General features: G+C 73.8%; 13 protein-coding genes. 8 read left to right on the top strand and 5 right to left on the bottom strand.

The window, feature by feature from the left end; translation table 11 throughout:
• Positions 1-17: 17 nt before the first annotated feature.
• The 5 genes from ACWDD7_RS16250 to ACWDD7_RS16230 all read left to right on the top strand — a co-directional run bounded on the left by ACWDD7_RS16250 (position 18) and on the right by ACWDD7_RS16230 (position 4,480).
• The gene (locus tag ACWDD7_RS16250) at positions 18-1,247 is read left to right on the top strand and encodes an NAD(P)/FAD-dependent oxidoreductase (RefSeq protein WP_450457767.1); all 1,230 of its coding nucleotides are present in this window, start codon (positions 18-20) and stop codon (positions 1,245-1,247) included.
• A 115-nt stretch (positions 1,248-1,362) separates the two neighbouring features.
• Positions 1,363-1,728: an Rv2175c family DNA-binding protein gene (locus ACWDD7_RS16245; protein WP_450457766.1), complete on the top strand. Its 366-nt coding sequence runs from the start codon at positions 1,363-1,365 to the stop codon at positions 1,726-1,728.
• A 93-nt stretch (positions 1,729-1,821) separates the two neighbouring features.
• The gene (gene thiE / locus ACWDD7_RS16240) at positions 1,822-2,469 is read left to right on the top strand and encodes a thiamine phosphate synthase (protein WP_351880010.1); all 648 of its coding nucleotides are present in this window, start codon (positions 1,822-1,824) and stop codon (positions 2,467-2,469) included.
• A 131-nt stretch (positions 2,470-2,600) separates the two neighbouring features.
• Entirely contained in the window at positions 2,601-3,524 is a 924-nt protein-coding gene (metF, locus tag ACWDD7_RS16235) for a methylenetetrahydrofolate reductase [NAD(P)H] (protein WP_450457765.1), read from the top strand.
• A gap of 56 nt (positions 3,525-3,580) precedes the next feature.
• Positions 3,581-4,480 (top strand): SCO2102 family sporulation regulator, encoded by a 900-nt coding sequence (locus tag ACWDD7_RS16230; RefSeq protein ID WP_450457764.1) that lies wholly within the window; start codon positions 3,581-3,583, stop codon positions 4,478-4,480.
• A 109-nt stretch (positions 4,481-4,589) separates the two neighbouring features.
• Here the strand turns inward: ACWDD7_RS16230 and ACWDD7_RS16225 are convergent, their stop codons facing one another.
• The 5 genes from ACWDD7_RS16225 to ACWDD7_RS16205 all read right to left on the bottom strand — a co-directional run bounded on the left by ACWDD7_RS16225 (position 4,590) and on the right by ACWDD7_RS16205 (position 10,566).
• A complete protein-coding gene (locus ACWDD7_RS16225) occupies positions 4,590-6,095 on the bottom strand; it encodes a phytoene desaturase family protein (protein ID WP_450457763.1) in 1,506 nt (501 codons plus the stop codon).
• A 58-nt stretch (positions 6,096-6,153) separates the two neighbouring features.
• Positions 6,154-6,756: a DUF4126 domain-containing protein gene (locus ACWDD7_RS16220; RefSeq protein ID WP_392211195.1), complete on the bottom strand. Its 603-nt coding sequence runs from the start codon at positions 6,754-6,756 to the stop codon at positions 6,154-6,156.
• 312 nt (positions 6,757-7,068) lie between these two features.
• Positions 7,069-7,698, bottom strand: a complete 630-nt coding sequence (locus ACWDD7_RS16215) for a TetR/AcrR family transcriptional regulator (protein WP_351881029.1) — start codon at positions 7,696-7,698, stop codon at positions 7,069-7,071.
• A 47-nt stretch (positions 7,699-7,745) separates the two neighbouring features.
• A complete protein-coding gene (locus ACWDD7_RS16210; protein ID WP_450457762.1) occupies positions 7,746-9,830 on the bottom strand; it encodes a YhgE/Pip family protein in 2,085 nt (694 codons plus the stop codon).
• The gene (locus ACWDD7_RS16205) at positions 9,817-10,566 is read right to left on the bottom strand and encodes an ATP-binding cassette domain-containing protein (protein ID WP_450457761.1); all 750 of its coding nucleotides are present in this window, start codon (positions 10,564-10,566) and stop codon (positions 9,817-9,819) included. The genes ACWDD7_RS16210 and ACWDD7_RS16205 overlap by 14 nt, the downstream gene beginning before the upstream one ends.
• Before the next feature lie 161 nt (positions 10,567-10,727).
• Here ACWDD7_RS16205 and ACWDD7_RS16200 point away from each other — a divergent pair, with 161 nt between their 5' ends.
• The 3 genes from ACWDD7_RS16200 to ACWDD7_RS16190 all read left to right on the top strand — a co-directional run bounded on the left by ACWDD7_RS16200 (position 10,728) and on the right by ACWDD7_RS16190 (position 13,061).
• Complete coding sequence (locus ACWDD7_RS16200; protein ID WP_450457760.1) at positions 10,728-11,438, top strand: SAV_6107 family HEPN domain-containing protein; 711 nt, start codon at positions 10,728-10,730, stop codon at positions 11,436-11,438.
• A 135-nt stretch (positions 11,439-11,573) separates the two neighbouring features.
• The gene (locus ACWDD7_RS16195) at positions 11,574-12,401 is read left to right on the top strand and encodes a class I SAM-dependent methyltransferase (RefSeq protein ID WP_351881038.1); all 828 of its coding nucleotides are present in this window, start codon (positions 11,574-11,576) and stop codon (positions 12,399-12,401) included.
• A gap of 276 nt (positions 12,402-12,677) precedes the next feature.
• Entirely contained in the window at positions 12,678-13,061 is a 384-nt protein-coding gene (locus ACWDD7_RS16190) for a DUF3040 domain-containing protein (RefSeq protein WP_351881041.1), read from the top strand.
• Positions 13,062-13,075 lie beyond the last annotated feature (14 nt).

Raw genomic sequence — 13,075 nt, 5'->3', positions numbered from 1 at the left:
CTGTCTATGGTGATCGGGTGAGCGAGCAGACAGCCCGGGAGGGCACGGCAGGGACGCGGCGCGTGGTCGTCGTCGGCGCGGGCATGGCCGGGGTGCAGACCGCGGTCGCGCTGCGGGAACAGGGCTTCGCGGGCGACGTGACCGTCATCGGCGCCGAACCGCACCAGCCGTACGACCGGCCGCCGTTGTCCAAGGCGGTCCTGCTCGGCAAGGCCGAGGGATCCGCCTTCGACCTCGACTTCGACTCGCTCGGCGTCGACCTCCGGCTCGGCTGCGAGGTCCTCGGCGTCCGCCCCGCCGACCACGAACTGGACACCGAGACGGGCCCGGTGCCGTACGACGTCCTGGTGCTGGCCACCGGCGCCGAGCCGGTCACCCTGCCCGGCACCGAGGGCGTCCCCGGGGTGCACCTGCTGCGCACCATGGACGATGCCGAACGGCTCCGGCCCGTGCTCGCCCTCCAGCACGACGTCGTGGTCGTCGGCGCCGGCTGGATCGGCGCCGAGTTCGCCACCGCCGCCCGGGAGGCGGGCTGCGCGGTGACCGTCGTGGAGGCCGCCGACCGGCCCCTCGCCGGGGTGCTGCCCGCCGAGGTCGCCGCCCCGATGGCCGGCTGGTACGCCGACAGCGGCGCCGAACTGCGCACCGGCGCGCGGGTCGAGCGCGTCGAGCCCGGCGCGGTGGTGCTCGCCGACGGCACCCGGCTGCCCGCGGGCGCCGTCGTCGTCGGCGTCGGCGCGCGCCCCGCCACGGCCTGGCTGGCCGGTTCCGGCATCGAACTGGGCGCGTTCGGCGAGGTCGTCACCGACGCCCGGCTGCGCGCCTCCGCGCCCGACGTGTACGCCGTCGGCGACTGCGCCTCCTTCCCCTCGGCCCGCTACGGCGAACGGCTGCTCGTCCACCACTGGGACAACGCCCTCCAGGGCCCGCGCACCGTCGCCGCCAACATCCTGGGCGAGACCGCCGTCTACGACCCGGTGCCGTACTTCTGGTCGGAGCAGTTCGGCCGCTTCGTCCAGTACGCGGGCCACCACGCCGCCGCCGACCGACTGGTCTGGCGCGGGGACCCGCAGGGTCCGGCCTGGACGGTGTGCTGGCTGCGCGAGGGCCGCCTCGTCGCCCTCCTGGCGGTGGGCCGCCCGAGGGATCTGGCCCAGGGCCGGAAGCTGATCGAGGCGGGCCGCACGATGGACGCGGAGGCGCTGGCGGACCCGGGACGGCCGCTCAAGGACGCCACGGCGGACTAGCCGGTGCCGCGGGGCGGCATCGATCCGCGGCTGCTCGGGCGCGAAGCACCCTGACGGAGCCGCGGTCGAACGCGACATAAGGCACCACCCCCCGTCGAACGCCTACGCTGTACCCGTGACCGAGATTGACACGAAGATCGACGCTCTCGTCCCCGCCTGGCTCACCCTCCCCGACATCGCCGAACAACTCGGCGTCGAGGTGACGCGTGTCCGGCAGCTGGTCAAGGAGGGCCAGCTCATCGCCGTACGCCGAGGTGAGAACCGCGCGCTGCACGTCCCCGCCGCCTTCATCGACGGGGACAAGGTCGTCAAGGGCCTGTCCGGCACCCTGACGCTCCTGCGGGACGACGGCTTCACGGTCGAAGAGATGATCGAATGGCTCTTCACCTCCGACCCGACCCTGCCCGGCACCCCCGCGCAGGCCCTCAGCGAGAATCGCGGCACGGAGGTGAAGCGCCGCGCCCAGGCGCTCGCCGTCTGAGCCCGACCACCTGAGGGGGTGGCGTACGACGCCTCGTGCGCCGTACGCCGCCCGCCGACCCAGCAGACACACCACCCCCGGGGGGACCCACGCATGTCCGACACCGCCCGCGCCGAACTCGCCGACGCCCGGTTGTACCTGTGCACGGACGCCCGCAGGCGCCAGGGCGACCTCGCCGAGTTCCTGGACGCGGTGCTGGCCGGGGGTGTCGACATCGTGCAGCTGCGCGACAAGGGCATGGAGGCCGCCGAGGAGCTGGCGTACCTGGAGATCTTCGCCGAGGCCTGCGCCCGGCACGGCAGGCTCCTCGCGGTCAACGACCGGGCCGACGTCGCCCACGCCGCCGGGGCCGACGTGCTCCACCTCGGCCAGGGCGACCTGCCGGTCCCCGCGGCCCGCGCGATCCTCGGCCCCGACGTGCTGATCGGCCGCTCCACGCACGCCGAGGAGGAGGCCGCCGCGGCCGCCGTCCAGGAGGGCGTGGACTACTTCTGCACCGGGCCCTGCTGGCCCACCCCCACCAAGCCCGGCCGGCCCGCCCCGGGCCTCGACCTGGTCCGGTACACGGCCGCCCTCGGCACCGAACGCCCCTGGTTCGCCATCGGCGGCATCGACCTCGGCAACCTGGACGAGGTGCTGGCGGCCGGTGCCCGGCGGGTGGTCGTCGTCCGCGCGCTCACCGAGGCCGACGACCCGGGTGCCGCGGCGGCCGGGTTCGCGAAGCGGCTGCGGCAGGTCTGAGCCTCGCCGAGGGCACCGCCGAGACCCCGTTGTGCGGCAGTCCGTCCCAAGGCGTGGACGACAAGTCGACAATTCGGGCAAATTTCCGGTGTTCGGTTGGGGGACCGGCGTCCCCTGGCTAACCTGCGGGTATGGCCCTCGGAACCGCATCCACCAGGACTGATCGCGCGCGTACCGTGCGTGACATGCTCGCCGGCGGCAAGACCACGTACTCCTTCGAGTTCTCGGCGCCGAAGACGCCCAAGGGCGAGCGGAACCTGTGGAACGCGCTGCGCAGGGTCGAGGCGGTCGCCCCCGACTTCGTCTCGGTGACGTACGGCGCCGGCGGTTCGACCCGCGCGGGCACCGTCAAGGAGACCCAGCAGATCGTCGCCGACACCACGCTCACCCCGGTCGCCCACCTCACGGCGGTCGACCACTCCATCGCCGAACTGCGCAACATCATCGGCCAGTACGCGGACGCCGGGATCCGCAACATGCTCGCCGTGCGCGGCGACCCGCCCGGCGACCCGATGGGCGAGTGGGTGCCGCACCCCCGGGGCCTGACCTACGCGGCCGAACTGGTGCGCCTCATCAAGGAGTCGGGCGACTTCTGCGTGGGCGTCGCCGCCTTCCCGGAGATGCACCCGCGCTCCGCGGACTGGGACACCGACGTCGCCCACTTCGTGGACAAGTGCCGCGCGGGCGCCGACTACGCCATCACCCAGATGTTCTTCCAGCCGGAGTCCTATCTGCGGCTGCGCGACCGGGTGTCGGACGCGGGCTGTGAGACCCCGGTCATCCCGGAGATCCTGCCGGTCACGAGCGTGCGGATGCTGGAGCGGCTGCCCAAGCTCAGCAACGCCCGGTTCCCGGACGCCCTGAGAGAGCGGATCCTCGCGGCGAAGGACGATCCGGCGGCGGTACGCTCCATCGGTATCGACTTCGCCACGGAGTTCTGTGCGCGACTGCTGTCCGAAGGCGTGCCCGGACTGCACTTCATCACGCTCAACAGTTCCACGGCGACCCTGGAGATCTACGAGAACCTGGGCCTGCACCACCCCCCGCAGGCCTAGACCTGCCGCACCCTGTTGCGACACACTGCGTAACGGCCACTGGGAGAGGGGCGTACATGGGCTGGACGGTCCTCTACATCGCGTTCGGCGTCGTCGCGCTGTGGTTGCTCGGCGAGGTACTGCTGCAGTACAAGGCGCGCCTGCGCTGGCGCCTGCTCGCCTTCGCGGGCTTCCTCGGCGTGGTGGTCGGCGTCCTGATGCCGTCCGTCCTCGTGATCGGGGCGGGCGCGATCGCCTTCGCGGTCGGCCAGACCCTCGTCACGCTGTCCTTCCGCCGCGGCTTCGCGGCCGGCTGGGCGGTCCGGCGTCCCGACGCGGAGGCCGTGGAGTCCCGCGGCAGCAAGCGCCGCCGCGGCCGGGCCGACCGCCACGAACCGGCGGACGTCCCCGCCCCCGCCGACGACGACCTGGCTCCCGGTCAGGACCCGTACGGCCAGGGCGGCCCCGCCCCGGACGCCTACGACGACTACGACCGCGACGACGTCTTCGCGCCCGGCCGCCCCCCGGCCGCCGACGCCACCGCCGTCTACGAGCCGCAGCCCATGCCCGAGGACACCGGCAACTACGGCGTCTACGGCGACACCGCCGCCGTCCCCCAACAGGGCCAGCCCTACGACTACGCGGGCTACGGGCAGCAGGGCTACGCCTACGACGGCGCCCCCCAGCAGGGCTACGCCAACTACTCCGACCCCTACATCGGCAGCCAGTCCTACGCCGGCACCGGCTACGACCCCGGCTACGCCCAGCCCCAGCAGCAGTACGGCCAGCAGGACTACGCCCAGGACCCGTACGCCGGCGGCGGCTACGGCCAGACCCCGCCCGGCGGCGTCTGGGTCCCGCAGCAGCGCACCGACGAGACCCACGGCGGCGAACTCCCGCAGGAGCAGCCGTATCCCTACCAGGGTCACGGCCAGCAGCAGCCGGGCGCCGGGTACGACGAGCAGTACCGCTACTGAGGCGCGGCGCCGACCGGACCGGAGGCACGGGCGAGGCCCCGCCCCGGGCCGGCTTCGGCCACGGTCGGGCGCGGGCCGGGTGCCGGGAGCAGCCGGCCTCGCGTCCCGGTCACTGCGAGCCCCGGAAGTCCGGGCCCTCCACGATCAGGCCCGACACCAGCGCACCCGACATGCCCGCGTGCGGCAGACCGCCGCCCGGGTGGGACCAGCCGCCGACGGCGAACAGGCCCAAGACCCCCGTGGCGTTGGCCGGGTGCAGTGAGCCCCGCGGGGCGGCCAGCGCGGGCGGCGGGACCGCTCCGCCCGTCGCGCCCGTCTCCCGCGCGGTGTCCAGGGGGGTGCGCACCTCGCGCCACAGGATCCGCTCCCGCAGCTCCGGTACCGCGCGCTCGGCCGTGGTGATCATGCGCTCGGCGAACGCGTCGGCGACACCGGGCGCGCCCCAGTCGTACCGCGTCGCCGCCGGGACCGTCGCGGTCAGCACCATCGACTCGTGCGCGTCGTCGGGGCGCAGCGCCGGGTCGTCCGGCCGGTCGATACGGACCGTCGGCAGTGCGGGCGGGGTCCCGTGCCGGAACAGGTCCAGTTCGCCCTCGGCGTCGGCCGAGTGCACGACCGTGCGATGCGCGGCCCCGGGCTCGCGCGCGCCGCGCAGGGCCAGGCAGACCACCATCCGCCCCGGGAACCGGTCCTCGGGCTCCGGAGCGACCGCCCCCGGCCCGTACGCCGTCCCCTCCACCAGGCCGCCCAGCCGCCAGGGCTCGGCGCCGACCACGAAGTCCGCCTCGGCCACGGTGCCCCCACCCAGCTCGACCCCCGTGGCCCGGCCGTCCTTCTGCAGGACCCGCGTGATCTCGGCGCCGAAGACGAACTCCACCCGCCGCGCCAGGCACCGCTCGTACACCGCGCGCGCCAACTCCCTCATGCCACCGCGCACATACCAGGTGCCGAAGGCGTGCTCCATGTACGGCAGCACGGCGGCGCTCGCCGGGGCCGTGTCCGGGTCGACGCCGTAGGCCAGCGCGTATCCCGCGAGCAGGGCCGCGAGGCGGGGGTCGCGCAGTTCCCAGGCGCCGATCTCGGCCAGGGTGCTCGCCCGCCGGGTGCGCAGCAGCCGCTTGTGCGGGACGGCCGGGTACGGCTCCTTCTCCGTCAGCACCTGCCAGTCGGACCACAGGGGCTCCTCCAGGAGCGGCCGGCGGGTGCGGTCCCAGGCCTCGCGGGCCCGCACCAGGAAGTCCCCCCAGCGGCCGCCCGCGCCGCCGCCCAGTGCCTCGTCCAGCGCGGCGACGACACCCGCGCGCGAGGCGTTCGGCAGGGACACCTCGGTGCCGTCGGCGAACAGGTGCCGCGCGGACGGGTCGACCTGGACCAGTTCGACGCGGTCCTCCAGCGGCTCCTTGCCGGTCTTGACGAACAGGTCGCGGTAGACGGCGGGCAACGTCAGCAGCCCCGGGCCGGTGTCGAAGCCGAACCCGTCCCGCTCGAACCGGCCCACCGCGCCGCCGTACGTGTCCGTGCGCTCGTACACCACCACCCGGTGGCCCGCGACGGCCAGCCGGGCGGCGGCCGCCATCGCGCCCATGCCGGCGCCCATCACCGCGATCCGTGCCATGTCCGCGACTTTAGCGACCACCACCGACAATCCGGTCGCCGGGCGGGGTCCTCGCAGCTCAGGGCACCCGCGAGGCCAGGCGGCGCTCCTCTTGTCGCTGGGCGCGGCGGCGCAGGAAGCGCCGGATGCGGGAGATCAGGAAGAACAGCGCGGCCAGCCCCGCGGCCAGCAGCACCGCCGCGACGACCGCGGCCGCCTCCGGATGGAACACCGCGAAGGAGACCACCGCGCCGACGCCCAGGTCCTCGCCGATGCTCAGCGCGATGTTGCTGAACGGTTCCGGCGAGGCGTTGACCGCCATCCGCGTACCGGCCTTGACCGAGTGGCTGGCCAGCGCCGTCGAACCGCCGATCAGCGCGGCCGCCACCTCCGAGTACGAGCCGCTGTGCCCGGCGAGCAGCGCGCCCACCCAGGCGCCCGCGGCCGGCCGGATCACCGTGTGCACGGAGTCCCATACCGAGTCGACGTAGGGCACCTTGTCGGCGGCCGCCTCGCACAGGAACAGCACGCCCGCGATGATCAGGACCTCGGGCCGCTGGAGGGCCTGGGGGACGTCGTCGCTCACCCCGGTCACGCCGAACAGGCCGAGCAGGAGCACCACCGCGTAGGCGTTGATGCCGCTGGCCCAGCCACTGGTGAAGACGAGGGGGAGTACGGACACGCAGGCGATCGTAGCGATGCCCGGGACCGTGCGCCTGGGCATGTACACGCAGGTCTGAGTACGTGTACCTAGGCCCCGGGATGAGTAGGCGCACGGATGGGCAGGGAGGGGCCGGGACGGGAGAGTGGAGCACGGCAAGGGGGCGCGGCCCGGCACCGCCGGCACGGGGCGGCGGAACGGTGCCCGCCGCCTGGCCGCGACCCAGGGGGAGTACGGGGGAGAAGCACGGGGGAGCGTGAAGGCGCCGGTCCGGCAGTGGACCGGCGCCTTCCGTGTGCCGCCCCGGGCGCGGACCCCGGGTGCCGGCCGGGCTCAGACCCTGCCGCTGACCCGGCCCTGGAGCAGCCGGGACAGGGCCGCGTGGACGTCGTCCAGGGAGCGCTGCGGCTGGAAGGACTTCCAGTCGAGCGCGGCCACCAGCACCATGCCGACCAGCGCGGCCGCCGTCAGCTGGACGTCGATCTCCTCGCTGAACTCGCCCGCCGCCACGCCCTCGCGCAGCACGCCCTCGACCACGGCGACGGCCTTCTGGCGCACCACCGTCAGCGTGGACTGCCAGGCGCGGTTGGTGCGCCACAGCTCGGCCACGTACAGCTGGGTGAAGGCCGGGTAGCGGTCGATGAAGACCAGGCCCGCGCGGATCATCGCGTCCAGGGCGTCCACCTTGCCGCCGCCCTCGCGCGCGGTCCGCTCCGCGGCCTCCTGCAGGGACGCGGTGAGCAGGCCGACCCCGTGCCGCAGCAACTCCTCGAAGAGGACCGACTTGCTCGCGAAGTTGTAGTAGACGGTGCCCTTGGCCACCCCCGCCCGCTCGGCGATCTCGTCCACGGTGGTCGCGGAGAAGCCCTGCTCGGCGATGAGCGTGACGGCCGCCTCGTAGAGCTTCTGCCGGGTGGCCTCCCGGCGCGTGCTGCCGCCGGACCTGGCGCTGCTGCTTTCCATGGCACCGATTCTCACAGGTACGCGGGCCGGCCGGGCCCGACCGGGGCTCACAGGCTCAGCTCCGGATGCAGCCGGTCCAGCGTCCACACCTGCCGGCGCCGGGCCGCGAGCGCGGTCAGCGCGAGGGCGCCCACGGTGAACGCGGTCAGCACCGCGCACGCCTGCCACACCGGCCCGAGCCCGCCGCCCGTGATCAGCCGGCGCAGCGCCGCCACGACGTAACTCATCGGCAGGAACGGGTGGATGGCGTTGAAGAAGCCCGGACTCGTCTGTACCGGATAGGTGCCGCCCGCCGAGGTCAGCTGGAGCATCAGCAGGGCGAGGACCAGGATCCGGCCGGCCGCGCCGAAGCGGGCGTTGAGCCACTGCACGATCGCCGCGAAGCACGCGGTGACCAGGAACAGGAAGCCGATCGTGCCGGCCGCCCGCAGCATCTGCAGTCCGATCGCCCAGTGCAGGACGGCCATCAGCGCGCCCACTTGGAACACGCCCACCGCGACCGCCGGCAGCCAGCCCGCGAGCGCGATCCGCCACGCGGACGAACCGGCCGCCAGGGCACGCCGGTTGAGCGGCGCGATGAGCATGTAGGCCACCATCGCGCCCACCCACAGGGACAGCGGGATGAAGTAAGGGGCGAACCCGGTGCCGTAGTTGGGCGCCTTGTGCAGGTCGTGGGAGGCCAGCTGGACCGGGTCGGCCATCACGCCGGTGCGCCGGTCGCGGTCGTGCTTGTCGTAGTCGGGGATCCTCCCGGCGCCGTCGTGCAGCCCCCCGGCGAGCTTCCCGGAGCCGTCCGTCAGCTTGTAGAGGCCGCCGTCGAGGGTCCGCGCGCCGGTCTTGGCCGTGCCGATGCCCGCGTCCAGGGCGGTGGCACCGGTGTCGGCGGTGGCCAGGCCGGTGTGCAGCTTCTTGGCACCCTTGGCGACCTGCTGCGCGCCGTCGTTCAGCTTGTCGATCTTCTTGACGGCGTCGCTGACGTCCTCCGAGAGGTGGGGCGCGCTCTTCTGGAGGGCGAGGGCCTGCTTCCGCAGGGTGCCCAGGTTGTCCCGCATGGTCGTCAGGTCGCCGTTCTGGTCGGCGACGAGGGTGTCGAGGTCGTCGGCGACGCCGGCCACGTCCTGGGCCGCCTGCCGTGCCTTCTTCAGTTGCGGGCAGAGCGGGTCGGGGACGGGTGCGGTCTCGCAGCGCGCCCTGTAGACGTCCGCCAGGACGGCGGCGGACAGGTGCGCGCTCTTCGCGGCCTGCGGGGCGTGCTTCACCAGGACGTCGAGATTGTCCTGGACCGTCTTGGCCGAGTCGGCGACCAGGCCCGCGGTGTCCCCGATGGTCTTCTCGTTGTCCTTCAGGAAGGGGCCCGCCTGGGCGTAGAGGCCGTCGACCTTGTCGGCGAGCGCCTGGGTGCCGTCGGCGACCTGCCGGGAGCCCTCCTGGAGGTCACCGGAGCCCGTGTGCAGCTTCTTGATGCCCTTGGCGAGCCTTCCGCTGCCGCTCTTGGCGTCCGTGAGCCCGTCGGCGAGGTCCTTGGAGCCCTTCTCCGCCTTCCCCAGGCCGGTGTTCAGCTTGTCGGCGCCCTTGGCGGCCGTGACCGTCTTGTCGTGGATATCGGAGAACGAGATGAAGATCTTGTCCAGGAAGCTCCGGGAGGCCTTGCCGGACGCGGCCGCGCGCACCTCGTTGAAGACGGTGCGGGAGATCTGGCCGACGATGTAGTTGTTCGCGTCGTTCGTGCGCACCTGGAGCGCGCCGGTCTCCGGGGAGCCGCCCGAACTGGAGGCGATGCGCTCGCTGAAGTCCGCCGGCATGGTGAGCGACAGGTAGTACGTGCCGTTCTCGACGCCCTCGCGGGCCTCCGCGTCGCTCACCTCGTGCCAGTCGAAGGTCCGGCTGTCGCGCAGTGCGGCCACGATGTCGTCGCCCGCGGCGACCTTCTTGCCGCCCGCCGTGGCGCCCTTGTCGTCGTTGACCAGTGCGACGGGGATGCGGTCCAGGCGACCGTACGGGTCCCAGAAGGACCACAGGTACAGGGCGCCGTAGAGCAGGGGCAGCACGAGGAGTGCGACGAGGGCGGCGCGGGGGAGTCTCCCGCGTCCGAAGCGGCGCAGTTCGAGGGCGGCGAGCCTAGGCGAGCGCATCGGCGTCCTCCTCGGCGTCGTCGCGGCGCGTGGTGTTCTCGCTCGCGGTGCTCCGGTTCGTGGACACGACGACGCAGTCCTCGGGGGCGGTGCGGCACACCGCCAGGACCGTCGTCCCCGAGCGTGCCAGGGACCGCAGCAGGTCCCACACCTCGGCGCGCTCGGCGTCCGACAGCTTCGTGTCGAGGTCGTCCACGCCCAGCAGCCGGGGCCGGCCGATGAGGGCCAGGGCGACGGACAGGCGCAGTTCCTGTACCCGCTCCAGGTCGCGAACCGCCGTACGCGAGCCCTTGGGCAGGGTCTTCGGGTCGAGCCCGGCGGCGGCGAGCGCCGCGTCCACGCGCAGCCGTGCCTCGTGCGAGCGTCCGGCCCCCGGGTGCAGCAGCTCGCGCAGGGAGTCGCCGAACCGGTGCTGGAGCAGGGCGCGTTCGCGCAGGTGCTCCCCGACCGTCAGGGCGGGCTCCAGGTCCGTCACCCCGGCCACGTCGGCGAGCGCGCTGACGCGGCGCACGGCCGCCATGTGCCGGGGGAGTGTGGATCCGCCGACCGTGGCCACTCCCTCGGTGGGCTTCATCCGTCCGGTGAGCGTGAGCAGCAGACACGTACGGCCGGAGCCGGACGGTCCCTCGATCGCGATCAGCGAGCCGGGTTCCGCGTCGAGGGTGACGCCGCGAAAGGCCCACCCCCGTGGTCCCCTGAGCCCGAGGTCCTCGGCCGTGACGTGCGCGCCGTCCACAAGCCCCCCTGCGGTCGTGTCTTGCACTGACTGGTCAGTTCAAAAATATGCCGAACCTTCGATCGAAGCAAAAGCCCAGGTCGGAACCGATTGTCAGTGGCATACCTCACGATGGGCACATACGGCACCCGTGCCGTCACCCAGACGACAGGAGGTTCGTCATGGCCCACTCGTCCGCAGCCGCCGCACCCCGGCGCCGCGCCCTCGGCCCTGCCCCCTCACTGACCGGCGCCACCCCCGCACCGGCGGGCCCCGTCCCCTCCCCGGCCGCCGCCGCCCCCGCGCGCACCGGCGCCGCTTCCCCGCGCACCGGCGCGGCTTCCTCCTCGGCCGGCCACGCCCTCTCGCCGACCGGCGCCGCCTTCTCCTGGTCCGGCCCGGCGAGCGATGTGCACCCCGTGCTCCGGCGGGCCACGGCCCCGCCCGCCGCCCTCGGCCTGCTCGCCCAGGCCCGCGCCGGGCTGGCGGAGGCCGCCGCCCTGGAAGCGCCGAACGAGCGGTATGCGACGGCCCACCTCGCCGCCCTGCGCACCGCCGCCGCCGTGCTCGCCGCCCGCGGCCGCCCCGAGACGTCCCCGCGGCGCCGCGCCCGCATCCGCAGCGCCTGGGAGGTGCTGCCCGAGATCGCCCCCGAACTGACCGAGTGGAGCGCGCTCTTCGCCTCCGGTGCCGCCCGCCGCGCACGCGCCGAGGCCGGCATCCGGGGCGCCGCGAGCCGACGGGACGCCGACGACCTGATACGGGACGTGGCGATGTTCCTGCGCCTCGTGGAGCGGATGCTCGTCCTCCGGCCGGTCCTGCCCCGGTCCCGCCGGGACCCCGGCGACCCGGACGGCGCGGGGGCCCGCGGTGACCTACCGGATGCGGGCTGAGCACGGGTGGTGCGTCCGGCGTCCGCCGAGCGAGACGGACACCGCCGCGACCCCCGCGATGACCAGGCAGAGCGCCGGAGGCAATAGGGTGGAGACGCCTGAAAGACGTCCAGCCATGCCGAGGAGCCAACTGCCGTGTCGGACCCGATGCGCCCTCCCGTCTCCCCTCACCAGCCGCATACGGCGTCGCTGCGCTCCGACCGCTCCGGCACCCGCGCCTCGCTGCGAACCGCCGTGGTCTCGGAGGTCCTCCAGGACGCCCTCGACCGGCGGGTCAAGGCGACGGGACGGGACGCGCTGGACGTCCTCGACACCGGGGGCGGCAGCGGCAACTTCGCCGTGCCCCTCGCCCGCCTCGGCCACCGTGTGACCGTGGTCGACCCCAGCCCGAACGCGCTGTTCGCGCTGGAGCGCCGCGCCGCCGAGGCCGGCGTCGCCGACCGGGTCAAGGGCGTCCAGGGCGATGCGCACGGCCTGTTCGACGTGGTCGAGCGCGGCGGCTACGACGCGGTGCTGTGCCACGGCGTCCTGGAGTACGTGGACGACCCGGCCGAGGGCGTGCGCAACGCGGTCGCGGCCCTGCGCCCCGAAGGCGTCCTCAGCCTGCTGGCCGCGGGGCTCGGCGGCGCGGTGTTCGCCCGCGCCCTCGCCGGCCACTTCACCGAGGCGCGGCACGCCCTCCAGGACCCCGAAGGCCGCTGGGGCCCCGGCGACCCGATGCCGCGCCGCTTCACCGCCGACCAGCTGACCGCCCTGGTCGAGGGCGCGGGTCTGCGGGTCGGCGCGGTGCACGGCGTGCGGGTCTTCGCCGACCTCGTGCCCGGCGTCCTGGTGGACACCGAACCCGCCGCGCTGGACGCGCTGCTGCGGCTGGAGGCGGCGGCGGCCGAGCTGCCCGCGTTCCACTCCGTGGCCACGCAGCTGCACGTGCTCGGCGAGACGCCGGGCGCCGCCGAGGTCTGAGCACGGGGCCGACCCGCCGCTGATCAGGGCATCGGCGGCGGATGGAGTACAGCACAAGACCCCCGATCGTGGGGTTTGCGCCGTATGATCGAGGTACACCACCCGGCATGACGGGTCGGCCGCCGGGGAAGGGAAGCATCGGCGAGTCGGGACGGCCATGACGGGACCCCGGTTGGTCAATTGGCGCAGAGGGGCGGGTTTCACGGGGGCGATTCCCTGCCTATCCTGAAGGGACCCCCCGGGTCGCCCCGGCGACCGCACGATGAGGAGGACTCCGTGCCGCTCTCGGAGCACGAGCAGCGCATGCTCGAGCAGATGGAGCGAGCGCTGTACGCCGAAGATCCCAAGTTCGCGTCAGCGCTTGAGGGAAGCGGGCTGCGTACGTACACCCGGCGGCGGGTCTACCAGGCGGTCGCGGGCTTCCTCGTCGGTATCGCGCTCCTCATGGCCGGAATGGTCGCCCAGCTGATCTGGGTCAGCGTCGTCGGTTTTCTCGTCATGCTCGGATGCGCGGTGCTCGCCGTCACCGGCTGGCGCAAGGCACCCAAGCCGGGGGAACGACCCGCGGGCGCCGTACGGCGCCCGCTGAGGACCAAGCGGTCCATGATGGACCGGATCGAGGATCGGTGGCAGAGACGCCGTGACGAACAGGGGCGGTAGCGCTCCGCAGGTTC

It is taken from the genome of Streptomyces sp. NPDC001056 (assembly GCF_053598955.1).
Note: the sequence above shows the minus strand (reverse complement) of the source record. Positions and strands in the feature narration are given on the sequence as shown.

Excerpts from the sequence above, each read along its gene's own strand:
- thiE (WP_351880010.1), top strand. The coding sequence starts at position 1,822 with ATGTCCGACACCGCCCGCGCCGAACTCGCCGACGCCCGGTTGTACCTG.
- metF (WP_450457765.1), top strand. The coding sequence starts at position 2,601 with ATGGCCCTCGGAACCGCATCCACCAGGACTGATCGCGCGCGTACCGTG.
- ACWDD7_RS16230 (WP_450457764.1), top strand. The coding sequence starts at position 3,581 with ATGGGCTGGACGGTCCTCTACATCGCGTTCGGCGTCGTCGCGCTGTGG.
- ACWDD7_RS16225 (WP_450457763.1), bottom strand. The coding sequence starts at position 6,095 with ATGGCACGGATCGCGGTGATGGGCGCCGGCATGGGCGCGATGGCGGCC.
- ACWDD7_RS16215 (WP_351881029.1), bottom strand. The coding sequence starts at position 7,698 with ATGGAAAGCAGCAGCGCCAGGTCCGGCGGCAGCACGCGCCGGGAGGCC.
- ACWDD7_RS16210 (WP_450457762.1), bottom strand. The coding sequence starts at position 9,830 with ATGCGCTCGCCTAGGCTCGCCGCCCTCGAACTGCGCCGCTTCGGACGC.
- ACWDD7_RS16200 (WP_450457760.1), top strand. The coding sequence starts at position 10,728 with ATGGCCCACTCGTCCGCAGCCGCCGCACCCCGGCGCCGCGCCCTCGGC.